Annotated in this window: 21 protein-coding genes and 2 tRNA genes; 14 read left to right on the forward strand and 9 right to left on the reverse strand. The window is 26.8% G+C overall.

The annotated features are described in order from the left end of the window. Window positions 1-334 precede the first annotated feature (334 nt). Both BRE_RS01035 and BRE_RS01040 read left to right on the forward strand, forming a co-directional pair. Window positions 335-407, forward strand: a tRNA-Phe gene (locus tag BRE_RS01035). A gap of 200 nt (window positions 408-607) precedes the next feature. Further along, window positions 608-2,146, forward strand: a complete 1,539-nt coding sequence (locus tag BRE_RS01040; protein ID WP_012538732.1) for an HD-GYP domain-containing protein — start codon at window positions 608-610, stop codon at window positions 2,144-2,146. Window positions 2,147-2,150: 4 nt separating this feature from the next. Here BRE_RS01040 and rsmD read toward each other — a convergent pair whose 3' ends face one another. Next, window positions 2,151-2,696 (reverse strand): 16S rRNA (guanine(966)-N(2))-methyltransferase RsmD, encoded by a 546-nt coding sequence (gene rsmD / locus BRE_RS01045; protein WP_041178093.1) that lies wholly within the window; start codon window positions 2,694-2,696, stop codon window positions 2,151-2,153. Between the two features lie 85 nt (window positions 2,697-2,781). On the opposite strand from rsmD, the gene BRE_RS01050 reads away from it, so the two are divergent. From BRE_RS01050 to BRE_RS01080, 7 genes are all read left to right on the forward strand, one after another. Further along, window positions 2,782-3,612, forward strand: coding sequence for a sugar phosphate nucleotidyltransferase (locus BRE_RS01050; RefSeq protein WP_012538734.1), 831 nt, complete (start codon window positions 2,782-2,784; stop codon window positions 3,610-3,612). Continuing rightward, the gene (locus BRE_RS01055; protein ID WP_012538735.1) at window positions 3,613-5,328 is read left to right on the forward strand and encodes a BB_0208 family protein; all 1,716 of its coding nucleotides are present in this window, start codon (window positions 3,613-3,615) and stop codon (window positions 5,326-5,328) included. It abuts the gene before it with no gap. 49 nt (window positions 5,329-5,377) lie between these two features. Beyond that, on the forward strand, window positions 5,378-7,654 hold the full coding sequence (locus tag BRE_RS01060) for a tetratricopeptide repeat protein (protein WP_012538736.1): 2,277 nt from the start codon (window positions 5,378-5,380) through the stop codon (window positions 7,652-7,654). Then, entirely contained in the window at window positions 7,647-9,992 is a 2,346-nt protein-coding gene (locus BRE_RS01065; protein ID WP_012538737.1) for a tetratricopeptide repeat protein, read from the forward strand. The genes BRE_RS01060 and BRE_RS01065 overlap by 8 nt, the downstream gene beginning before the upstream one ends. Next, entirely contained in the window at window positions 9,989-11,824 is a 1,836-nt protein-coding gene (gene mutL, locus BRE_RS01070; RefSeq protein ID WP_012538738.1) for a DNA mismatch repair endonuclease MutL, read from the forward strand. The genes BRE_RS01065 and mutL overlap by 4 nt, the downstream gene beginning before the upstream one ends. Before the next feature lie 20 nt (window positions 11,825-11,844). Further along, complete coding sequence (locus BRE_RS01075; RefSeq protein ID WP_012538739.1) at window positions 11,845-12,885, forward strand: coiled-coil domain-containing protein; 1,041 nt, start codon at window positions 11,845-11,847, stop codon at window positions 12,883-12,885. Between the two features lie 55 nt (window positions 12,886-12,940). Continuing rightward, window positions 12,941-13,014, forward strand: a tRNA-Ile gene (locus BRE_RS01080). Window positions 13,015-13,016: 2 nt separating this feature from the next. Here BRE_RS01080 and BRE_RS01085 read toward each other — a convergent pair. Together BRE_RS01085 and efp are read right to left on the reverse strand one after the other, a co-directional pair. Next, complete coding sequence (locus BRE_RS01085; RefSeq protein ID WP_012538740.1) at window positions 13,017-13,670, reverse strand: hypothetical protein; 654 nt, start codon at window positions 13,668-13,670, stop codon at window positions 13,017-13,019. Then, the gene (efp, locus tag BRE_RS01090) at window positions 13,648-14,226 is read right to left on the reverse strand and encodes an elongation factor P (protein WP_012538741.1); all 579 of its coding nucleotides are present in this window, start codon (window positions 14,224-14,226) and stop codon (window positions 13,648-13,650) included. Before efp ends, BRE_RS01085 begins: the two co-directional genes overlap by 23 nt. Before the next feature lie 119 nt (window positions 14,227-14,345). Here efp and BRE_RS01095 point away from each other — a divergent pair, with 119 nt between their 5' ends. The 4 genes from BRE_RS01095 to pstB all read left to right on the forward strand — a co-directional run bounded on the left by BRE_RS01095 (window position 14,346) and on the right by pstB (window position 18,493). Beyond that, on the forward strand, window positions 14,346-15,194 hold the full coding sequence (locus BRE_RS01095; protein ID WP_041178094.1) for a substrate-binding domain-containing protein: 849 nt from the start codon (window positions 14,346-14,348) through the stop codon (window positions 15,192-15,194). A gap of 87 nt (window positions 15,195-15,281) precedes the next feature. Further along, window positions 15,282-16,190 carry a phosphate ABC transporter permease subunit PstC gene (gene pstC / locus BRE_RS01100; RefSeq protein ID WP_012538743.1) on the forward strand — a complete coding sequence of 303 codons (909 nt, stop codon included), beginning with the start codon at window positions 15,282-15,284 and terminating at the stop codon, window positions 16,188-16,190. Then, on the forward strand, window positions 16,187-17,725 hold the full coding sequence (gene pstA, locus BRE_RS01105) for a phosphate ABC transporter permease PstA (protein ID WP_012538744.1): 1,539 nt from the start codon (window positions 16,187-16,189) through the stop codon (window positions 17,723-17,725). Before pstC ends, pstA begins: the two co-directional genes overlap by 4 nt. Before the next feature lie 3 nt (window positions 17,726-17,728). After that, the gene (pstB, locus tag BRE_RS01110; protein WP_012537984.1) at window positions 17,729-18,493 is read left to right on the forward strand and encodes a phosphate ABC transporter ATP-binding protein PstB; all 765 of its coding nucleotides are present in this window, start codon (window positions 17,729-17,731) and stop codon (window positions 18,491-18,493) included. Window position 18,494: 1 nt separating this feature from the next. Here the strand turns inward: pstB and BRE_RS01115 are convergent, their stop codons facing one another. The 5 genes from BRE_RS01115 to BRE_RS01135 are packed head-to-tail and all read right to left on the reverse strand — an operon-like array spanning window position 18,495 to window position 23,757. Next, entirely contained in the window at window positions 18,495-19,316 is an 822-nt protein-coding gene (locus tag BRE_RS01115; protein WP_012537985.1) for a ZIP family metal transporter, read from the reverse strand. A gap of 27 nt (window positions 19,317-19,343) precedes the next feature. Further along, window positions 19,344-21,122 carry an alanine--tRNA ligase gene (locus tag BRE_RS01120; RefSeq protein WP_012538745.1) on the reverse strand — a complete coding sequence of 593 codons (1,779 nt, stop codon included), beginning with the start codon at window positions 21,120-21,122 and terminating at the stop codon, window positions 19,344-19,346. Continuing rightward, complete coding sequence (locus BRE_RS01125) at window positions 21,122-22,357, reverse strand: flagellar motor switch protein FliG (protein ID WP_041178095.1); 1,236 nt, start codon at window positions 22,355-22,357, stop codon at window positions 21,122-21,124. Before BRE_RS01125 ends, BRE_RS01120 begins: the two co-directional genes overlap by 1 nt. Then, window positions 22,344-23,045, reverse strand: coding sequence for a 6-phosphogluconolactonase (locus BRE_RS01130; protein ID WP_041178096.1), 702 nt, complete (start codon window positions 23,043-23,045; stop codon window positions 22,344-22,346). The genes BRE_RS01125 and BRE_RS01130 overlap by 14 nt, the downstream gene beginning before the upstream one ends. 19 nt (window positions 23,046-23,064) lie before the next feature. Next, on the reverse strand, window positions 23,065-23,757 hold the full coding sequence (locus BRE_RS01135; RefSeq protein ID WP_012538748.1) for an SIMPL domain-containing protein: 693 nt from the start codon (window positions 23,755-23,757) through the stop codon (window positions 23,065-23,067). Between the two features lie 69 nt (window positions 23,758-23,826). Between BRE_RS01135 and dusA the strand changes: the two genes are divergently transcribed. Continuing rightward, window positions 23,827-24,834: a tRNA dihydrouridine(20/20a) synthase DusA gene (gene dusA, locus BRE_RS01140; RefSeq protein ID WP_012538749.1), complete on the forward strand. Its 1,008-nt coding sequence runs from the start codon at window positions 23,827-23,829 to the stop codon at window positions 24,832-24,834. On the opposite strand, the gene serS is transcribed toward dusA, so the two are convergent. Next, window positions 24,824-26,098, reverse strand: coding sequence for a serine--tRNA ligase (serS, locus tag BRE_RS01145; protein WP_012538750.1), 1,275 nt, complete (start codon window positions 26,096-26,098; stop codon window positions 24,824-24,826). The genes dusA and serS overlap by 11 nt on opposite strands. Between the last annotated feature and the right edge of the window lie 144 nt (window positions 26,099-26,242).

Here is a 26,242-nt window from a genome sequence, read left to right on the forward strand (position 1 = left end):
CCATTTATTTTCTTATTTAAGAATAAGAATACAAATATTGCGTTTAAATAAAAAATACAAATTAATTACTATATAACCTAGTCTCCATCACTTAAAAAGTACAAACAACTTATTATCAAACAATACTATCTACTTAAATCATTAAACAACAATCAAAATTAATAAAATTGTTCGTTTTCTTTGCTAATTCATATAAAGACAGAAAAAATTGATTACTCCTTTTTATTGAAATATAAAGATTAAAAAATTTTAATAGCTCTTTATTTAATTGACAAAAAACTTTGTTTATGAAAAAATTGTTTCTGTTAATAAAAATTATAATGTCAAAATTTAAGCCGCTATAGCTCAGTTGGCAGAGCAAAGGACTGAAAATCCTTGTGTCGGGAGTTCGATTCTCCCTGGCGGCAATACGAATGAAAGGCTTTGTCATGCAATCATGTTGCAAATAAAGGAGTAAGGAGAAGCTTTAAATTCGGCTATTAAAAAGCTACATAAAATTATGTTACAAAACATTACCTTATCTAAATTAACAGAACATAAGACAAACCCTTATCTCGCAAATATAATTGTCCTGTACGACAATGCTTAAAACTTTAAGAGGATTTCAATGATTCTCAAAGAAATAAAAAAAATAGAAGACTTAACAGAAAAGGATATAATATTTTTAAATATTGGAAACTTAACTAAATTAAGTACAAAGATAAATGAAAAAATCATAACATTTTTAAAAAAAGGAAACGTTTCACATATCCCAGTTATAAGCAATTATGAGAATATCTCACATGAAACATTAGTCAATACAATTAATAAAGAACTTTTAAACAACAAATTAAATTTTTTAAAAGAAGAACTAATAGAAGCATCAAAAGATATATATAAGCCATTCTCAGAAAAAGATAAAATATTCACAATTTCAGGGAAAAAAACAACAATTAATTTAAATACACTAATGGAAAGAGAACCTGATTCCATCTATAGTAAAGAAATTATTGAAGGTAGTTTTAAAATTTTACCAAGACATAAAATAATCTCTATTCAAAAAATATTATCAACGATCTATGATTATTTTGGTTTTCAAAAAATCATAGATCAAGATAATCTCCATCATCAAACAATAAAAAAACTAAATTTGCAGTCAATCAGAAGAGATTATGAATTTTTTAGAGAACAAGTACAAACAGAAGGTGACTCCATATTAATACATGCAATTGATACGACAATTTATTTTTTATTCACTATTGCACAATTAAATAAAGAGCGAGCAGCAAAAAATGCACCAAGATCAACATCAAAATTTTTTATTGACAAATCACACTATACAGAATTTACAGAATTTTTTTACGATAATGATATTATAATACAAGCTGCATTTGGAGTACTGTTACATCCAATTGGACTTATGCATACCACAATACTACAAAAAATAAGAAACAAAATTAGTATTAAACAAAACGATACAGAAAAACAACTTTTCTCTAAAATAGAATTTTTAGAGAAAAGTATTAATATTTCTAAAAATTTATTTAGAATGAGAGATGATATTTCTGCTATTACAAAAATGATAATTAATGGACAAAAAAATTACCTTAATAAAAAAAATCACACAGAAACAACAAAAAAATTCACACATGAACTTATCAGAATTTTTTGCATAATAGATACTTATGATGAAATGATTAATCCAATAATAATTAAAGAACCCGTTAATCCATTAGAAGCAATTGAATTTTTAACTCAAAACAGCGCAAAATACTATTGGGATAAAGATAAACCAGACGAATATTTACGAAATAAAAAATTTGACATAAAAATGCTAAAAAATTTTTTAAAAATACTTGCACCATTTGACTATGGAACGATAATAAATGTACACACAAAAAATTGCAATGAACCTATATTTAAAGCTGTTGTTTTTAAATATACAATGGATATTTTGCCTATTTTATCCATAATAAAACAAAAAGACAAATCATATAAAATTGGAGATATACTACTAAACCTAGAATCCAGAGAAATAATAATAAAAGGACAAGATGGAGAAATTAAAAAAAGCCCATTTAAAAACACTGATAAATTTGAATTAAGACATAATATTCAAGAACTTAAAAGTGAACAATTTCCACTCTTAGATTCTATCCAGAATTAACAATTTATATATCAAGATTAACTTCAAAAAAATCAAGTCTTGAGCCTCCATATTTTCTAAAATCATATTTTGAAAGTCTTAAAATATTATTATCCAAATTTTCTCTAGCAGGATAATGAATAATAATTTTGGCATTTTTATTTAAACTTTTATTTTTTGAGATTATTTCAAGTAAATTTTTTTTCAAAGGATAGTTAAAGGGAGGATCAAGATAAATTAAATCATAAAAAAGATCTCTCTTTGCAAGAAAGAATTCTGCTTTTGTAAAAAAAAATTTATAAGGTTCATTTACAATATCAAAATTTTTAATCAAAACATTTTTAGAAAATTTATTATAATCAACAAGATGTACAAGACTAGCTCCTCTACTTAAAGCCTCAAGAGACATTATTCCAGTCCCAGTAAATACATCAAGAAAATTTATTCCCGAAATCTGATTAAACAAAATAGAAAAAAATGCTTCCCTAATAATAGCCATCACAGGCCGTACATAACCTACTCTAGGACAAGCAACTTTCCATCCCTTATATTTTCCTGAACTTACACGCATCAGGATGCATTTTAAATCATTTTGCAAAAATATTAAATATATATAAACCAAATTTTGATATAATCTTGTTTAAGAGAGACAAAATATGAAAGGTATTATACTAGCAGCAGGATATGGTACAAGATTTTTACCTATAACAAAAACCATTCCAAAAGAAATGTTACCAATTTTAAATAAACCATCAATTGATTATATTATTGAAGAATTTATTAATTCTGGAATTAAAGAAATACTCATAATAACTTCAAGAAGAAAAAAAGTTTTGGATAATTACTTTGACAGAGAAGTTGAACTTGAACATACATTCATCAAAGAATGCCGAAAAGATTTTTTAGAACAAATTAAACTTAAAGACATTAACATTTGTTTTATAAGACAAAATACAATGATGGGCACAGGACATGCATTACTACATGCAAAGCCTTGGATAGGCAATGAAAGCGTAATAGTTGCATACCCCGATGATCTACATATTGGATCACCACCCTTAACAGCACAATTAATAGAACTATATAAAAAAACTGGTAAAAATATATTATCCATTATCGAAAATCCTAAAAATATCAATAGATACGGAGTAATAGAACTAAATCAAGATAATATTCATGTAAAAGATATAGTAGAAAAACCAGCAATTGGTCACGAACCAAGCAATAAAGCATCTATAGGAAGATTCTTATATACCAATGAATTTTTTAAATTTTTAGAAGAAGGTTTTAAATTTCACCAAAAAGGAGAATATCACCATATTTATGCATTAAAAAAACTAATGATTGAAAATAAAGTATTATATAAAAAAATTGAAGGAGAAAGGCTTGATATAGGTGATATTGAAGGTTATTTAGAAACAATAATCAAAATTGCAAAACAAGATGATAAATTACTCCAAATCATCAACAATTCATTAAGGAATTAAATGACAATAACAACAAAATATCAAAAATTTTATGATAACCTTAAAATATTAAAAAAATACATAAATACAAATGTAGAAGAAAAAATTTTAAAATATAGTATCTTATCAAAACTTTACAAACTCAATGAAAAAGAAGTTATAAATCTCATAACAATAAGTAAAAATTATGAACTTAAAAAAAATATATTAAACATCACACTTGAAGAATATTATTACGAAAAAGCACAAGACAATAATCTAAAAAACTGGATATTAGAAATCATTAAAGAAAAAAATTTACTTCAAATAAAAAAAGAAACTAATCTTATTAGCAAAAGACCTGGAATAACATATAAATTAAATTCAAGCAATTTTTTAAAAATAATTGAAATATACAATAATAAGCAATACACAGAAGAAAAAAAAGAATTATATAAACAATTAATACTAAATTTTTCTAATAACTTAAAAATAGAAAATTTAGAACCAACAATAGACATACTAATAGCGGTAAAATATAGAAATAAAGAAAAAATTAAACAAATACTTAAAGATAACTTATCATTTCAAAGATTATTTAAATCAAGTTTAAGCCAAAAACAAAACAGAGTAACTAAATTAAAAAAGTTACTTATTTTAACTTACTGGCCAGTAGGATGTCTGTCTAAGTCACTTTTTAATAAAATTTTAACAAAAAATTATAAATATATAATAGATGAAGTTTTAACTTTAAAATACGATGAAATTTTAAAATACTTAAAAACAATCAAAACATTTAGTCTTAATGAAATTTTTTATAAAGGATCAAATAAAAATTCTAATTTCAATTATTTCTTCAGTGAATTTACAAGATATACTCCAAAAGATTTTCAAAACACTTTCAAAACATATTTATTTTCACTTGAAAAAACAGCAATAAAACAATATCTAAAATGGTTTTTTAAAGATAAAGTACCACATGAATGGAAAGATTTCATTTTTACAATTGAATATATTGATACACATAAATTACTAAACCTTAATACAAATATAGAAGACATGATTACCGCAAAATTTCAAGCAGAAGAATTTTTCATATCATTTGAAAAAATGAATTTCAATCCATATAAAAGCTCAAAAATATTTCAAAATAAAAACCTACGAAGAATATTTTTAATTAACGTGATAAATTATATTAAAAAACATATCACAAAAATAGATACATATGGATGGATTTCATTTTATATATATGCAGATAAAAATGATAGAATACAAACAGAAAAAGATATAAAACAATTTTTCAAAAATAAAAATTTTGAAATTCAAAATCAAATATTTGTATATTTCCTATCTTTTTATCCCAATATTGATAAAAAACATTTTGAATTTATATCAGAAATAATGCTATACCTTGATTCAAATAAAATCACAATCCCTCAAGAAATAATCCAAATGCAAAAAACAAGTCCTCATAAATTCAATTACTGCAAATCATATATTTTTGTAAAATCACTAACTCTAAGAACAAGAGTATTTAAAATACTAAACAAAAATATTAAACTAGAATTATTATTTCAACCAGAAGAATTTCACAAAAAAATATCATTATTACCAGCCATATATTATATTGTTTGCTATTACAAGCCAGATACATTGAAAGAAGAACAAAAAATATCACCTAAACAAAAAGAAGAAATAATAAACTTCATTACATTTCTAACCCAAGAACAAAATAAATTTGGTTTCAAGACACTATAAAATATAGAAATATTTACTTGAAAGTAATAAAATAATACATATAGAAGATATGAAGAAATGTTTATTATTGCTTAAAAATTTGATTGTCTTGCTTATTTTATTACTAAATTCAAGCTTAGCATATTCTCAAAGACTAATTAAACTTGGACAAGAAGAAATAAAAAATAAAAATTATTCACAAGCAATAAAAATCTTAAGTGAAGCCATTCAAAAACATCCAAAAGAACAAGACGGATACTACTTCCTAGCAATAGCTTATAGAGAAAACAATCAATTAACAGAAGCAGAAGGTGCCCTTCTTGACGGAATTGCAATAGGGGGAAATATTGATTACAAATTATATTTTGAACTGGGAAACATAATGTTTAAACGAGGTAAAGGTTATTATAACTTAGCAATAAGATATTATTCTAGCTCTATCAAAAATATGCCCAACTATGATAAGGCACTCCTCAATAGAGCAAATTCTTATGTTGAACAAGGAAAAATTAATTTTAAAGAAAAAGATTATAAAAATGCGTGGGATTCATACACCATGGCAATTCATGATTACTCTCAATTTATTACACTAAAATATGAAAGCTCAAAAAAAAATGCCATCCTACATATGATAGACCTTTTAAGAAATAAAAAAGCTGATCTAGAAAAACTCGATAAAACTTTACAAAATAGAAGCGAAGAACACATTGCCAAAGGAAAACCAAAAGAACAGAAAAATACGCAAAAATATGAAAATAAACAAGAGTTTGGCACTGAAAAACAGTCTTCAAACTCTCAGCAACATCAAAATTCACAAAATCTAAATCAATCCAATAATCAACAACACAAAAAAGAAATAACTCCTACTCAAAAACCTCAGCAACATCAAAATTCACAAAATCTAAATCAATCCAATAATCAACAACACAAAAAAGAAATAACTCCTACTCAAAAACCTCAGCAACATCAAAATTCACAAAATCTAAATCAATCCAATAATCAACAACACAAAAAAGAAATAACTCCTACTCAAAAACCTCAGCAACATCAAAATTCACAAAATTTAAATCAACACAATAATCAACAACACAAAAAAGAAATAACTCCTACTCAAAAACCTCAGCAACATCAAAATTCACAAAATCTAAATCAATCCAATAATCAACAACATAAAAAAGAAATAACTCCTACTCAAAAAACTCAGCAACATCAAAATTCACAAAATCTAAATCAATCCAACAATCAACAACATAAAAAAGAAATAACTCCTACTCAAAAACCTCAGCAACATCAAAATTCACAAAATCTAAATCAATCCAACAATCAACAACACAAAAAAGAAATAACTCCTACTCAAAAACCTCAGCAACATCAAAATTCACAAAATCTAAATCAACACAATAATCAACAACATAAAAAAGAAATAACTCCTACTCAAAAACCTCAGCAACATCAAAATTCACAAAATCTAAATCAATCCAACAATCAACAACATAAAAAAGAAATAACTCCTACTCAAAAACCTCAGCAACATCAAAATTCACAAAATTTAAACCAACACAATAATCAACAACACAAAAAAGAAATAACTCCTACTCAAAAACCTCAGCAACATCAAAATTCACAAAATTTAAATCAACACAATAATCAACAACACAAAAAAGAAATAACTCCTACTCAAAAACCTCAGCAACATCAAAATTCACAAAATCTAAATCAATCCAATAATCAACAACATAAAAAAGAAATAACTCCTACTCAAAAACCTCAGCAACATCAAAATTCACAAAATCTAAATCAATCCAACAATCAACAACATAAAAAAGAAATAACTCCTACTCAAAAACCTCAGCAACATCAAAATTCACAAAATCTAAATCAAAACAACAATCAACAACACAAAAAAGAAATAACTCCTACTCAAAAACCTCAGCAACATCAAAATTCACAAAATCTAAATCAAAACAATAATCAACAACATAAAAAAGAAATAACTCCTACTCAAAAACTTCAGCAACATCAAAATTCACAAAATCTAAATCAAAACAACAATCAACAACACAAAAAAGAAATAACTCCTACTCAAAAACCTCAGCAACATCAAAATTCACAAAATCTAAATCAACACAATAATCAACAACACAAAAAAGAAATAACTCCTACTCAAAAACCTCAGCAACATCAAAATTCACAAAATCTAAATCAAAACAACAATCAACAACACAAAAAAGAACATCAAAATAAAAAAACAATGCTTAAAGAAAAATTTGCCGATAATGTAAAAACAAATTCTTTAATTGAATTAGACAAAATTAATTGGCAAGAGGAGTTAAATATAGATGAATAAAAGAAAAAATTTACCCATACTAATAATTTTAATAATATTACTCATTACCTCATTTGGAGGTCTTGGTTATTATATATACAAAGAAAGACTAAATAAGAATAACCAAGAAATAATGTTAAATGAAGTCAAAAATAGCATTATGGATAGAAACTATAAAAAAGCACATTCAATAACAAAAATTCTAAAAGATAAATATCCTCAAAACACAGATATTGCAATGATTGAAAACACTCTCTCAGAACTTGCAAATGATAGTCCATTTGAATCAAAAAATTTACAAAGAGATACTGCTAACCAAATATTAGATAAAATACAAGGAAAAGAACAATCAATACCACTTGATAATGAAAACTCCGAAATTGCTTTTAACAATAAATACATCAAAGACACTACAAAAATAGAAAATTATGCTGATAGACAAGATAATACTGGTATTGCAAATGAAAATATTTTAGAATTCAATCAAAATACAATACCCCAAAATTTAAACGACAATACAAATACAATAAAAGAACAACAGAAATCAAATATAGAAAATAAGAATGATACAGATGATAAAAAAAATTTATTTAACTTGCAAAAACTAAAAGCAAGCTTAAACAAAGAATTAGATCAAACCAATACAGATCAAACAAACACCAAGCCAAAAAAAATTATAAAAACAGATCACAAAAATAAAGATAAAGCAACAACAGATAATTTGATACAAGATAATACAAAACAAACTACAGCAAAAAAGGAAAACTTTACCATTAGTAAACCAAAAACTAAAATAGAAAACATAAAAGACACACCTAAAAATCAAATTATTGACAAAATAGAAATACCTTATAATTATTCAACAAAAAAAATACTTTATGAAATATTAGATAATATTAATACTGGCAATTCTTTACTTGCAAAAGAAAGAATTAATGAACTTGTAAAAAAAGGACTAAATGAACAATTTAGTAAAATTAATGATTTAATTGATAAACAAAAAAATCAAGAAGCAGCTCAACTTTTAATCAAATTAATAAAACAAGATGTCAAACCAAACCAAACTAGTAAAAGACAAGCTCCTTTGGAAAAGGAGCTTTTAAAACAAAAACTTCCTATAGAAGAAATTCCACCCATAAAAGAGCAACCAATAGACACCCAAATACAAACAGAAAAAGACCCTAATATAGAACCAAATCAATCTATGCAAAATTCACAAAAATTACAAACCCTTAAAACGCTAGCATCAAAAAATGAAAAACAAAAAAATTTTAAAAAAGCAGAAACAATTTATGAAGAAATTGCAAATACAACAAACAATGAAGAAGATCACTACAAGCTTGGCATCATAAAATTCAAACTTAAAAAATATGAAGAATCACTCCAAGCTTTTGATAAAGCAATATCTCTAAACCCACAACACAAAAAAGCATATACAAATAAAGGAACAAGTTTAATAGCATTAAATAAACCACAACAAGCAATTAAAGAATTCGAAAAGGCAATCGCAATAGATCAAAATTATGATAATGCCTATTATAAAAAAGGAATAGCAGAAGAACAAGATAATGATAAACAAAATGCTTTCATTAGTTTTAAGAAAGCTTATGAAATTACAAAAAATCCTCATTACGCTTTAAAAGCAGGTATTATAGCAAATCATCTTGGAGATTTTAAAAACAGTGAAAAATATCTCAAGCAATCAAATACCTCACTTAATGCAAAAAATGATATTATGTTTTACAATTTATCAATGGCAAATTTTAAAAATAACCATCTCAATGAATCACTCATAAATATAAATAAAGCTCTTAATATAAATCCAACACAAACTGAATATTTATATTTAAAAGCATCTATTTATCTAACAAAAGAAAATTATAATGAAGCAGTACCGCTATATAATACTGTAATTTCAAAAAATCCTGACAATATTACGGCTCATATAAATTTAGCAAAGGCATATGAAAAATTAAAAAACATACCAAAAGCAATATCAATTCTCGAAAAGATTAGTAATAAAAATCATGCAATAGCACTAAATAATCTTGGCATACTCTATAAAAATCAAAAAAACTATCAAAAAGCAATAGAAGTTTTTCAAAAAGCAGAAGCTCAATCAAATATTGATGCAAAATACAATCTTGCAACTACCTTTTTTGCTATTAAAGATAATAAAAAAGCCATGGAAAAACTAAAAGAATATATAAAAATAAATCCTAACAATCCAGAAGCTCTACATGCATTAGGAATAATAGAATATACCGAATATGGTAATGACAAAATACTTAAAGAAGTTATTAAAAAATTTCCTAATTATACACAAAATAAAACAATAACAGAAATAATAGGCAAATGAACAAAATAAAATTTCTAGATAAAACTCTGGTACAAAAAATAGCAGCAGGAGAAGCTATAGATAGACCTTGCTCTATTTTAAGAGAATTACTTGATAATGCAATAGACTCTGGAGCAGACAAAATAGAAGTTTTTATTGAAGAAGGTGGAATTCGAAGAATACTAATAACAGATAATGGCAGTGGAATTAGCAAAGAAGATTTAAAAATATGTTATCTACCTCATACCACTTCAAAAATAAACGAAGAAAAGGATCTTGAGAGAATCCAAACATTAGGATTTCGAGGAGAAGCTTTGTCAAGTATAGCCATTTGTTCAAATCTTATGATAACAAGTTCTATTACAGGAGAAAATAGCTATCAAATTGAAATTGAAAATGGTATTGAAAAATATTTTAAAAAACAATCTGCAATAAATGGCACAATGGTAGATGTTACAAATCTATTTCACAACTTTCCAGCAAGAAAAAGATTCTTAAAAAAAGACTCTATAGAAACTAAAATGTGTTTAAAAGTATTCGAAGAAAAAGCTGTAACTCATCCTGGTATTGATTTTAAATTAAGTGTAAATAAGGAACTGAAAAAAGTATATTTTAAAGAGAGTCTAGCAGATAGAGTTCAAAGCGTATATGGAGAGATAATAGAAAACAACAAATTTGGAAAAATAGAAGCTGAATATGATCATGTAAAAATGAAAATATTTTTCACTCCACCTAATTTCTCAAGAAAAGATAGACGCAACATCAAAATATTTGTTAACAGAAGACCTATTGAAGAGAAAAGCTTATCTGAATCAATAATAAATGGACACAGTAGAATATTAACTTACAAAAATTTTCCTGTATGTTACTTATTCCTAGAAATAGACACTACACATGTTGACTTTAATATACATCCTCAAAAAAAGGAAGTAAGATTTTTTAATTTGCCATTTTTGCCCAAACAAATTTCAAATAATATTAATGAATTTTTTGATAGAGAAAAACAAGAAATTTTACAAGATTATCATAATGTAATAATAAAAAGACAATTAACAAACGATGCTCATTTATTACACCCTGAAAACGATTTAACAAATTCTAATTTTAAAACATATGAAATTACACAAGATGAAGATTTAATCCTAGATAAACCTAAAAACAATAAAGTAACAAATATAATAGAAGATAAAGTAAAATTTGAAGGTCAAATATCACAAAAATACAAACCATCATTTAAACAGCATATCCAAAAAATTTTTATAAAAACTTCTAAAATGCCAAATAACTTTCAAAAATCAACACAAACAAATGAATTTAAATATATGGGACAATTATTTTCAGAATTTTTAATAGTAGAAAACGCTAATGAAATTTACTTTATAGACCAACATGCACTCCATGAAAAAATCATATATCAAACACTAATAAATTCAGAAAAAACTATACAAAAACTTTTAGTACCAATTGAATTTCAAGTAGAATGTGAAGATACAGATAAAATATTAACAAGTGAATTAGAAGAATATAAAAAAATAGACATCATAGTAAAAAAAATACAAAACCAAACTTATAGACTTGAATCTATTCCCAATATTTGCAACAAATATGAAAATATTATTATTCAATTTTTCAAGACAAGAAAAAGTAAAATAATTGACTCTCTTGAAACCGAATTATATGCAACTCTTGCCTGTAGACAAGCCATTAAATGCAATGACACAATTAGCCTAGAATTTAGTCAATTCTTAATAAATGAATTTTTTAATCTTAAATTAAAACACTGCCCACATGGAAGAAAAATTTATCATAAAATTACTAAATTTGAACTTGAAAAAAGTGTCAACAGACAATAAAATAAACACAGAAGTTATTTATGAGAAAAGATCTTAAATATAAAATTCAAAAACTAATTCAACAAAAGGATAAAGCATTAATTGAACTTGGAAAAGAACTTAAAAATAGCAATATAATAGAACTTAAAAAACTAGAATCTTATACCTCCTTAAAGTTAATTGAAAAAGAAATATCTCAACTTAAAGCAAATTTAAATAAATCAGAAGAAGTCACACACAAATTAAACGAATTATATAAAAAAAACAAAGATTATACAGCAAGAGAAAAACATATCTTAAAAGCCTATGAAATAAAGCTCAAAAAAATTATTGAAATCATCATAAATAAATACCCAAACAATCTGTCAATGATTTTAGAACATAACCTGGATTTTATCAAATCAACTCTTGCAAAAGATAAATATAAAACAACAGAAATAATAAATTGTAAAGAAAAGATCAATTTTTTTAAAAAACTTATTATAAATATAAAACAAATGCTCAAAGACAAAAGAAATAAAACAAACATAAAAAAAATGTCAAAAGAATTTGAAAACAAAATATTAAAACAATACTTAGAATCCGAAAATTTAGAGGAAACTGTTAATGAATTTATAGAGAATAAAGACTTAAGCACAGAAATTATTGAAGAATATAAATTAATAACCGAAATGAAAACAGAAATTTTAAAAATAAATAACGAAATTAAACATGCAAATACAACAAATAACATGCATAATAAAAATAAAATAAAACGGACTATAAATATTGTTCAATTTAAAAAAGAATCTATCTTAAAAAAGATAGCCGAAGAATTTGTTGAACTATCACAAACAGAAAAGGGCTTAAATAAAACTGGAACAATAAATTCATCCCTAGAAACAATAAAAAATTTAAGTAAGCAAATATCAAAGTTGAATAAAGAACTCATAAAAGAAATAAAAAAAAGTGAGATTATAAAAATACAAACAAAAATGCAAGAACTTATAAAACATAAAGAATCAATAGAAATAAAATTAAATGAACTAAATTCAAAAATAGAAACTATACAAGATGAAATTCACGAACTTGACAATCAATAAAAAATCAATATAATGATCTATGGTATTTCTAAGCTTTATGCGTATAAAGCTTATGGGGCCTATAGCTCAGTTGGTTAGAGCACCCGACTCATAATCGGGTGGTCCCAGGTTCAAGTCCTGGTGGGCCCAAATTAGTTTAGTTTAAAAAATAGATTAGAATATTTACCCATATGATAAAATCCTATATAAGTATCAAGATTATTATCCATCTGGATATTCATTAAGTCATTAATCTTAATAATTGAATATAAAAAATTAATTTCATCTTTGGAGGTTTTAATTAAAAATAAATTATTACTACTAATTTCATTTAACTTTTCTACATCTTTTGACTTATATACATGATCATAAATTGAGGCCAATTCTTCATTTGACAAATTTAAACTTATAATAACATCCTTGCTATATACTCTCATTCCAGAATCAATAAGATGAACCTTTGCCACGAAACTATCAAAAGTTTTATCAGCAAAATTAAATCTTAAGTCTTTACAATAAAGAACATCCTGTCCAAGAATAGAATTAACAAAAGAAGATGAATATTTATCTTTAACTACTTCTATAAATTCTCTACTATCCATGTTTTCAATAATAAACTTATTCAGAGTACCAGCATTTAAAACTTTAACAGCAAAATCAAAAGTCATAAAATAATCAAACTTATCTTTATTAAAATAATAATTAATTACATAATCAACTTCCCTGATCTCAGGATAGTTCATCTCACAAGAACAAAAAATTATTAAAAAAAATAATACTATATTAAACTTTAACTCTCTCAGCATATTCTTTGGTTTCAGAATTAACTAAAATTTTATCCCCAATATTAATAAAAAGAGGTGCCTTTACTACCAAATCTGTATGCAAAGTAACATTTTTCATAGCATTAGTAACAGTATCTCCCTTAACAGCAATCTCAGCATCTACAACTTCAAATGCAACCTTTGGTGGCAACTTCAAATCAATAACTTCATTACCCCACTTAATAAGAGAATAAACCTCGGCTTCTTGCAAAAATAAAACCTTATCTTCAAGATTTACAACATCTCTTAAATTAACACTAAATTGATCATATGTCTCTAAATCCATAAAAATAAGACTCTCATTATCTTTATAAAGATATTGAGAATTAACCTCTAACACTTCAATTTCCTCCACCGTATCAGATCCTTTTAAAGTTTCCTTAATAACAGATTTATTTTTAAGATTTTTAAGTTTTAATCTTACAATGGAACCTCCCCTACCCATTTTTGAAAATTCACGCTCAAGAACAATATGTGGCATACCCTTAAATAGCAAAAAAGAACCTTTATCAATATCTCCGGATTTAATTGTACTCATCTAATACCTCAAATTTCTAATGTGTATAATAACTTATATCAAAAAATCAAAATATTTACTATTCATTGACTTATCTAAGATTAATGATATTATATATAGTTGTAAAAGGAGTTAATTTAATGCAGGTTATCAAAATACTCTTTACTATCTTGCTAGCTTTTTTGTTTAGCAATTGTACCAAAAACAAAGAAAATGTCATCGCAATTGGTGGATCTACTTCAACAACTGCTATTATGGATGAAATGATTTTAAAATACCAAAAAATCAACGATCAAATTAAAGTAACTTATGATGCTCAAGGTAGCAGTGTAGGTATTAAAGGATTATTCAATGGTATTTATAAAATGGCAATTTCCTCAAGAGATGCAACTGAAGAAGAAATTGCTCAGGTAGCAAAAGTCACAATTATTGCTTATGATGCTTTAATATTTATTACAAGCCCTGATGTCAAGATTACAAACATTACAGAAGAAGATTTAGTAAAAATTTTAAATGGTAATATTAGTAATTGGAAACAAGTTGGAGGTCCTGATGCCAAAATTAACTTTATAAACAGAGATTCTTCATCAGGTTCCTATTCATCTATCAAAGAACTAGTTCTTGAAAAAATATTGAAAAATCTTGAAGAAGCTCAATTTAGAAAAGATAGCATTATCGTGAAATCTAATGGAGAAGTAATTGAAAAAATCAGTCTTACACCTAACTCAATTGGTTATATTAGCTTTGGATATGCAAGAGGTGCAATAGAAAAAGGCCTGCATACATTATCAATAAACAGCATATATCCTACAAAAGAAACAATAATAAAGGATAAATATGATATAAAGAGAAAAATAATAGCAATAACAAACAATATTTCTGAAGATCAAAATACACTTGATTTCATCAATTTTATATTAAGTCCAAGTGGACAAGACATCATTGAAGAACAAGGGTTTATAAAGGTCAATACAACTGAAAATAATTAATACTATGAAAAAATTTGACTAAGTATTTAAATTAAATATAATCTTATCAAGATTCAATTTCTTTCTATAGGGGAACTCTTTTAAAGAATGCAATTAACTCTAAAAACAAAAAGAAATATTGTTAGACTGGCTTTTAAATGCTTTATTGTTGCATCTGCAACAATTAGTACTCTAATAATATTATTACTAATCTTATTTATTATTAAAAATGGAATAACACCTTTTTTGAACAATAAAATTAATATTTTAAATTTTTTATTCAACACAGATTGGAATCCTACCAGTAAAATACAAAAATCTTATGGTATCTTATCTTTTATTATAAATTCCGCTTTAACAACATTTTTTTCTGTTGCAATTGCACTACCAATTGGCCTTGGATTTGCAATCTATTTATCTGAAAAAACTAAAGGTATCTACCAAAAAACATTGCAAACGATCATAGAACTCTTAGCAGGAATTCCAAGTGTAGTATATGGATTTTTTGGAAGCACATTTATATCTTCTCTTATAAAAAACACTTTTATAAGAGAAGACAATTTAGGATATAATCTAATAACTTCAATAATAGTTTTAAGTATAATGATACTCCCAACAATAATTAGTGTTTCATATACATCTCTTAAAACTGTCCCAAAATCATATAAATTAGCATCTCTTGCACTGGCTGCAACGGATTGGCAAACAATATATAAGGTAATGATTCCTTCGGCTAGTAAAGGCATTTTAGCAGGAGTAATACTAGCAATAGGAAGAGCAATTGGTGAAACAATAGCTGTTTTAATGGTTGGTGGTGGTTCACCCCTATTTATAAGAAATATTTTTTCACCTATTAGAACACTAACAGTAAACATTGCAATAGACATGGCATATGCATCTGGAACTCATAAAGAAGCTCTATTTGCAACAGCATTGGTATTACTATCACTAGTTATAATAACAAATTCAATTAAACATCTGATTTTATCTTCATCTAAAAGGCTAAAAATCAAGTGAAAAAAATTCAAATGAATAAACTATTTAATCAAATTGCATTTTGCATAATCAAATTTATTGCTTATTTTTTAATAACATTATTGTTATTTATAATATCCTACATAGTATACAATTCGATATTCTTTACAAGCAAAAAAGAATCATTATTCTTAGATGAAACAACACATTTCTTACCATTTAAATCAAATAACAATACAGTCAAAATAGCATTCATTATCAATAAAAGCATTAAAATTAACGAAATTACTACTCAAGATATTTATAACATATACAACAACAAGATCTCACACTGGGGTAGTATCTCAGACCAAAATCTTGACATAGTACCAATTGCAAGCTCTCAACCAAATATGTCAAACGAAGTAATACTACAAACTCTTATCAAAAATAATAAATTCAATAACAGATATATAAAACTTGTCGAATCAAGTGAAGATATGATAGAAGCTATAAATCAAACAAACGGTGCTATTGGATACCTCACCAAAGATGATCTTGAAAAATTAGATTTTAAAAAATATCCAAAAATTAAATCACTAAGAATAAAATCCATATCAATTTTAGTAGGGAAAAAAACATTACAAAAAAGTGAAAATGAAATTATTGACATAATAAACCTTCAGCAAATCAAAAAACTACTCATAGGAAAAGCAAATTGGAATGATTTAATATCTAAAGATATCAAATTGAATATCATAAAATACTCAGATTATGATCCAAATGCAATAAAAATGGTAGAAAAAAATGAAGGTACAATTGCAATTGTACCCTGGCATTACTTTTATAAAAGTGATGCACCTTTTTTAAAATTATATGATATAAAAAAAAATATGCCTTTAAATTTAAATTTCATCTTATCTACACCAAGAAATTCTGGAAAATATGGAGGTATTTCTTATTTAATCTTAAATACATTTTATGTCATACTACTAACAGCAATAATTTCAATTTTAATAGGAATTGGTACAGGAATAATGCTTGCAGAGTATACTTCAAACAAAGTATTCTATAAAACAGTATCTATGAGCGTTGACATCTTATCATCCATTCCTGCCATTATATTTGGACTCTTTGGACTTATATTTTTTGTTCCAATTTTTGGAATGGGAATACTCTCAGGAGCAATCACAAGTTCTTTAATGATATTACCAATGATTGTCAAAACAACAGAAGAATCACTAAAATCAATTCCAAAATCATACAAATACGCATCGTTTGCACTTGGCGCCAATAAAACAGAGACTATAATTAAAATTTTATTACCCGCTGCCAATCCAGGAATATTAACAGGAATAGTCCTTGCAATAGGACGTGCCCTTGGAGAGACTGCTGTACTTCTCTTTACAATGGGAACAAACTTGGGACTTGCAAGCACTTTAAATGAACCCTCAAGAAGTCTAACCGTACACCTATTATTACTATTTCAAGAAGGATATTTAGATAAAGGATTTGCAACAGCATCAATACTCATAATAATAATATTATTAATAAATCTAATATCAAAATTTTTAATTAACAAATTATATAGGATTTAGCAAATGAACCAAGACAAAGCTATCATTCAAACAGAAAATTTAAATTTATTTTATACAGATTTTAAAGCACTAAGTAACATTAATATATCAATATTACGAAATAGCATCACTGCATTAATAGGTCCATCAGGTTGTGGTAAATCAACTTTCCTTAGAACACTTAATAGAATGAATGACCTTGTTGAAGGAGTTAAAATAGAAGGAAAAGTTATGTATGAAGGTAAAAGCATTTATTCAAATAACTTTGATGTTTTAGAACTTAGAAGAAAAATAGGAATGGTTTTTCAAACTCCCAATCCATTCTTAATGTCAGTTTATGACAATATAAGTTATGGCCCCAAAATCCATGGCATCAAAGATAAAAAAAAGCTTGATGAAATAGTTGAAAAATCTTTAATTAAATCCGCATTATGGAATGAAGTAAAAGACAAACTTAACAGAAATGCACTAAGTCTTTCAGGAGGACAACAACAAAGACTCTGCATTGCAAGAACCCTTGCAATAGAACCAAATGTAATACTAATGGATGAACCTACCTCCGCTCTTGATCCAATATCAACAGGTAAAATTGAAGAATTAATAATAAATCTAAAAGAAAGTTACACCATCATAATAGTAACTCATAATATGCAACAAGCTGGAAGAATATCTGACAGAACAGCTTTCTTCTTAAATGGATACATTGAAGAAGAAAGCAAAACAGATGAATTATTCTTCAATCCTAAGAATATTAAAACAGAAGAATATATCACCGGTAAATTTGGTTAAATTAACCCAAAGAAACATCAAGGAACATCATTAAAGAAAACCCAATAACTCCAAATATGGTCGGGATCTTATTATCAATATCTTTCCTTTTAGCCTCAGGTATTAATTGTTCAATTGAGACATAAATCATTGCACCTGCAGAAAAGGATAAAGCAAAGGGTAAAATCCTAGTAAAAGTATAAACAGCATAAGAACCCAAAAAGCCTCCAATAATTTCCACCAATCCTGACATTTGTCCATAATTAAAACACTTCCATAAAGGAACATGGCCTCTTCTTAAAGGCAAAGAAATAGCCGCACCTTCTGGCATATTTTGAATACCAATTCCCAATGTAAGAATCATAGCTCCAACTAAAGTATGCAGATCAGGAGAAGATGCTAGAGCACCAAAAGCAACACCAACAGCAAGTCCTTCGGGAAAATTATGCAAAGTTACAGCTGTAAAAAGCAAAAAATCCTTCTTTCCATGTCTGGTTAAATCTTCATCAATAAATGTTAACTTTTCAAGGTCTGGCACAAATACATCTACAATATATATAAAAAATGCACCACAAAGAAAACCACAAACTGCAGGTATCCACGTAACATAACCAAGCTCTTCTGCCATTTCTATTGCTGGTTTAATAAGCGAAAAAAAACTAGCAGCAATCATAATTCCTGCCGAAAATCCAAGCATAGCATCCATTATTTTATTATTGACTCGCCTAAAACAAAAAACAGCAGCTGCGCCAAAAGCAGTGGTAAACCAAGTAAAAACAGAACCTAAAAATCCTAAAAAAATAGGATGAAGAGTTAATAAATAATCACACAAATGCTTAAACATAAAGTATCCTCCATAATTTTTCTATTATCATATCAAAATTGCCCTTATTCTCCTTATTCCTGATGAAGAAGCTTGTTCTTTTTGTATCTTAAAAGTGCCAAGCTCACTGGTATTATTAACATGAGGACCACCACAAACTTCAATTGAAAAACCATCTATTTCATATACACTTACAATATCTTCATATTTTTCACCAAATAAAGCTATAGCCCCTTTAACCAAAGCATCCTCCAAACTCATTATAGATTTCTTTACAGACAATTTATTTTTTATTTGTAAATTAACAATATCTTCAACCTTTTTTATCTCATCATCCGTCATTTTACAAGGATGACTAAAATCAAATCTTAATCTCTGAGAAGTAATATTACTACCCTTTTGTCTTACATGATCACCTAGCACTAATTGAAGAGCCTTATGAAGTAAATGAGTAGCTGTATGCAATTTAGTAGTCTCATATGAACAATCTGCAAGTCCACCCTTAAATACCTTATCACTTCCCTTCTTAGACACTTCTTGATGTTTTTTAAAATGTTCTTCAAAACCCTCCCTATCCATACTAAACCCATATTCAATTGCAAGTTCTTCTGTAATTTCATAAGGAAAACCATAAGTATCATAAAGTTTAAAAGAAATATCACCTGGAATTAATTTTGATGATAGTTGATGGATCAATTTAACAAATTCTTGTTCTCCATAACGCAAAGTCTTAAAAAATTTTTCTTCTTCTATATTCAATTCATTCTTAATAAAATCTTTTTTTTCTGTTATCTCTTTATAAAAAGATTTATAAATGTCTTCAACAGAATCAACAAGATCTGCTAAACAATGGGATTCCATACCAAGTTTTTTTGCATATCTAATAGATCTTCTAATAAGCCTTCTTAAAACATAACCTTGTCCCACATTAGATGGAAGAACTGAAAAATTATCAGCTAAAATAAAACAACTGGCCTTAATATGATCAGCAATGATTCTAATAGCTCTATCATCTTCCAAATTATCCCCATAAACCTTACCAGAAATTTTTTCTATCTGTTTGATTATAGGTCTAAATGCATCAGTATCATAAACTGAAGATTTTCCCTGTAAAAATGTAATTGTTCTCTCAATACCCATGCCTGTATCTACACATTTCCTCTTTAATTCTTCATAATTACCATCATTATCCTTGTTATATTGCATAAAAACATTATTCCAAATCTCAAAATATTTGCCACAAGAACAAGTAATATCACACGTATTAGAACATTTATCTATTCCTGTATCAACAAATATCTCGGTATCTGGACCACAAGGCCCTACATTCCCAACAGGACCCCAAAAATTATGCTCTCTTGAGAGATAAAATATTCTATCTTTAGAAATTCCAAGTTTTTCCCAAATATCAGCTGTTTTTACATCTCTAGGAATATCTTTATCACCTTCAAATACACTAACATAAAGTTTATCTTTTGAAATATTTAAATAATGAGGTGAAGTTAAAAACTCAAAACTATATTCTACTGAAAGTTCTTTAAAATAAGCACCAAGAGACCAATTTCCAAGCATCTCAAAAAAAGTCAAATGACTTAAATCTCCAACCTCATCAATATCTCCTGTTCTTAAACATTTTTGAACATCAACTAACATATCTCCAGATGGATGAATCTCTCCAAGCAAATAAGGTACAAGGGGCTGCATGCCAGCCGTATTAAAAAGAACCGTAGAATCATTATCAGGAATCAAAGATTTACCTACAATCTCACAATGTCCCTTACTTTTAAAAAAGTCTATATATTTTGCACGTAGCTCATCAAGTTTCACTAAACAAACTCCTCATTCTTTCTATAAATAATCAACTCACCTTTCAAAGTCAACTCTTTAATATAATTAACAAAAGACATAGTCATTGCCTTTATATCTTTTTTTCTTGCTCTTTTTAACAAGGATTCTTCTTCTAAGACAAGTTCTTTACGTCTCCTTGAAATATTAAAAAGAATTTTATTTCTAATCTCATCACTTTTATCTTTAATAATCATTGCAATATCATGGTTTTTAAACTCTCTTAAAATATTATGCATATCATTATCTGTAATTCTAAGTATCACATTAATATCAAATATCTTTTCTTTAATTTCAATATCTTTAACAGGATTGAAAACCTTCATATCAATATTACTTAAAAGATTTTTTTCATCTTCAAAATCCATGTAACTTAAAATATCAACAAGTATCTTAGAGCCATCAAGTTTCTCAGTCTTAAGCTTACCTTGAATTTTTAATCTATCCTTCAATCTATTAGAAATAACCTCAATAACATCCACATTCAACTGCCTTGGTTTAGCAAGAGTCTTAATAAATTTTTTCTTAACATCCATTTCTAACATAGAAAAAACATATTTTTTTTGTTCTTTAGTCAAATAACCATATATAACTAAAAGTGTTTGAACATTTTCATTTCTAATTAAAGCCCAAAGTTGTTCATTTTCAATGCCAGACAAATAATCAAAAGGCAAAAAAGGATCAAGACCTGTAACTTTTTTATAAATTTCCTTTGCTTGTGTCTTAGTTAAAGATTTATTTAATAGTTCATAGGCAAACTTATCGTCAACTTTTAAATATTTTTTTTCACTTCTAATCAACTCTTCAAACTCTTTAATAATTCGTTTCTTATCATCAGGAGTAATATATTTAATATTTGTAATTTCCCTAGTAATAGCAATAATATCTGCATCATCAAGTTCAGCCATAATCTCTGCTGATTTTTCAAGACCAATAGCTAAAAAATACTTTGCTATTTTAGATACTTTACTCTCTCTACGAATGAACCCCGGCCTTTCTACTCCTTTATTGGACGCATTTAATTTACTTTGACTATCTTTTTTTCTTTTTTTTACCAAATTAACCCAAGATTTAAGAATTGAGCCTTGTATCTCAGAATCACCCAAATCATCATACAATTCTTTACTCTTAATACCTTTATTATTCCAAATATTTTGAAAGGTCTTTACTCCCAAATTTTTTACATCTTGATATTTGGACAGTCTAGGATCCTGCATAGACCCTCTCAATATTTGTAAAAACTAATAAATGTGAATGGTCTTTAAAAATTCTAGCTGGACATTCCCTCAAAGAAATATCTGAACTTAAAAAATTTTCTAAAGCACCTCTTTTTTCATCCCCAATAAAAAACAGTACAGACGCCTTAGAAGACAATAAAGATTTAGGAGTTAAACTAATTCTTTTATTTGGAAATTTTGGTGAATCATACTCATATTGATATCCTTCCATTTCAGAAAATAAAAGCTTCTTTGAAGGAAAAATAGATGCAATATGCCCATCCTCACCAACAGATAAAATACTTAAATCTAATCTTGTAAATCTAGAATTAAATTCAATATTATAATTATAAATGGAAGACGTCTCATCAAATTCATTGTAAATAAAAGGATGTAAATTTGAACCACAGACTAAATTTTTTTCCACCATTTTAGAAAAAAAATTTTCACTTAAAAGTTTAAAATTACTATAACTGCTATTTAAATCAACACAACGCTCATCGGTTAAGAAAAAATGAGATTTCTTGAGAGAATAATTTTGCTCATCAAAAACATTAAGAAAAGAAATAATATTGCGACCACCGCAAATTCCAATACTAGTAAAATCACTTTGACTAACATTATTTAAAAAAAACTCAAAAAACTTATTCTTTAAATCACTCTCTTTATTAGAATACAAAAATTCCATCACTATTCCTTTGAATAAATCAATCTAAATAATAAGAAACTGTAGTAACTACTCTTAATATCTTTTTTGAATAACGAGCATGATCTTCGTCACTTCTATCAATTGGAATAAATTCAAAATACCCTTGATTTGCTGTTTTCACTTTACCCAAAGCAACACCTGAATGATGTGCAAACTCTAATGCTGCTGAATAAGCATTTTTAATAGAATCTGCTAACATATCCGGTTTAACATCATTAATCTTATCAAAATAATACCTTGGACCAAGATTACTATTTAAAAGTACTCCCTTATTGTAAAGTTCAGTGATATTTTTACTTGCTTTTTCCATTTTATCAACATCCGAAGTACGAACACCTAAAGATACGTAAGCATTATACTTGTAAAGAGTATCACGATAATTTGCAATATTAAGACTCATATTAAGCATATCTATCTCATCTTCATGAAATCCATAACTCACAAAAAAATCCTTTATTCTCAATAAATTAGCATTATTTAATTTATTAATCTCTTCTACACTATTGCCACCCAATTCATAATTCAAACTCCAACTTGAAAAAGTTGACAAAACCTCTCTTTCACTCAATCCTTTAACAGTAATGTAATTTGCATTTTTTACACCAATACCCTTTATACCACTAGATATAATAAACGATGCTAATAGCAATAGTATAAACGATAATGAAATTAACATTTTTTCTAGAAACATACATCCTGCCTCTTAATTTTTATAAAACAATATTGTCAAATTAAACAATTTATTTTAGCATATTACGCTATGTTAATAAACAGAAAAATATCAATAGCACCAATGGTAGAAATTACAGATGAACATTTTAGGTACATAATAAGATTATTATCAAAAAAAATTACTCTATATACTCCAATGATTTCTGCAAAATCAATTATAATAGGGGAATTAAATACAATTGTCAAACAAAATCCCAATGACTCTCCAATAGCAATTCAAATAGCAACAAATTGTGAAAATGATGCTGCAAAAGCAATTGAAATTCTTGAAAAAAATTTCAATTTTGACGAATATAATCTTAACGTTGGATGCCCATCATCTCGTATTCAAAAAGCAAATTACGGGGCTTGTTTAATGCAAAACCCAATTCAAGTAGGAAAAATCCTAAAAGCCATGCAAAAAAATACAAACAAGCCAATTTCAATAAAACATAGGATAGGAATAAGACATAATAAAAAAGAATACCAAGAAGAAACCTACACAGAACTCAAGCAATTTGTAGACAAAATTATAGAATATGGAATCAAAAATTTTATTGTCCATGCACGAATAGCTATATTAAATGGCTATTCCCCTAAAGATAATCATAATATTCCAAAACTAAAATATGATTTTGTATATCAACTAAAAAAAGAATACAAAAACACATTTATAGAAATAAATGGAGGAATTATCAATAGCAATCACATAGAAACGCACTTATCATATGTAGATTCTGTAATGATTGGAAGAGCTGCAGCACAAAACCCATATTTTGTCGCAAAAATTTCAAGGGAATTTTTAGGAGAAAAAGAACAAATTCCAACAAGAAAAGAAATACTATTTCAAATGGTAGAATATATTAAAGAATACAACGAACATCCAACAATTAACACCATACTAAGACATATAATGAGAGTGATACATTCTCAAAAAAATGCCTGTAAATTTAGACAAGCCTTAACTGCACCTTTTAATCAAAATCTGAAAAACCATGAAATTCTCTTAAATGCAATTGAACACCTAAAAGAAGACACCCTAAGCTCTAATTCTTAGGAGATATATAATCAAAACCTGTATACTTAACCAAACTCTTAGGTATACGAACCCCTCCTTTTGCATCTTGAAAATTTTCAAGTATAGCAATAAGAGTTCTAGTGGAGGCTATTGCTGTTCCATTTATCATATGTACAAATTTATTCTGCCCATCCTCTTTATACCTAATCTTAAGGCGCCTTGACTGATAATCTGTACAATTTGACGTTGAAGTCACCTCTCCATAATCGCCATTCTCTCCTCTACCTGGCATCCAAGCTTCAATATCATACTTCTTATAAGCTGGAGCACCAAGATCAGAAGAACAAACATTTAAAACTCTATATGGAATTTCAAGTTCTATAAAAATTTCTTCTTCTAATTCCAAAAACTCATTGTGAATACGATCAGAATCCTCACTTCTACAAAAACAAAACATTTCAACTTTACTAAATTGATGAACTCTATAGAGTCCTTTAGAAAATTGTCCAGCTGCCCCAGCCTCCTTGCGAAAACAATGTGAGAGTCCTGCCATTTTTAATGGTGATTTGAGATCCAATATAGTATTATAATAATATCCACCAAGGGTAATCTCAGCCGTACCAACAAGATATTTATCAGTATCCTCAATTTTATAAATATTACTCTCAGCACCACGTGGATTAAATCCAATCCCATCAACTATAAATTCCCTTGCAACATCAGGTGTAATAAACAAATCAAATCCCTTTGCTTTAAGTTTACTAAAGGCAAAATTAATCATTGCAAGTTCCAAAAAAACAGCTTCATTTTTAAGATAATAAAATTTATTTCCACTAACCTCACGTGCCTTTTCAAAATCAAAAAGATCTAAATGTATACCTATCTCTAAATGATCTTTTGGCTTAAAATCGAATTTTGGAATATTTCCTGATACTTTTAATACAACATTTTCATCCTCACTAACACCAACAGGAACATCAGGAGCAGAAATATTTGGAATTCGTTTATGTTCAACTAAAAGTCTAGATGTTAAATAACCCAACCTTTCTTCTAAATCCATAATTTCAGCTTTTAAAGCTTTACCCTTTTCTATTAAATAATGCCTACTAGAATCACCAATATTGTCTTTCATGGCATTAGCATTTTCATTCCTTAAAGCATTCAATTCACCTATCTTTGTAATAAGTTTTCTACGTTCATCATCAAATGAAATTAATAAATCAAGTTCTAATTTTAATCCTCTATTTTTAATATTTTCCCGAACAAGTTCTAAATTATCTCTTATAAACTTCAGATCAAGCATTAACGAACTCCCAATATAATAAATTAATTAAAGATAATTAAAATAAAATAATGAAAAATAAATTATACTAATTAGTATAATAAGTATTATATAATACTTGATAACAATAACATAAAAAACTTTATATATGGAGAAAAATATCTT

This window comes from Borrelia recurrentis A1 (genome assembly GCF_000019705.1).
In the GTDB taxonomy this organism is placed as follows: domain Bacteria; phylum Spirochaetota; class Spirochaetia; order Borreliales; family Borreliaceae; genus Borrelia; species Borrelia duttonii.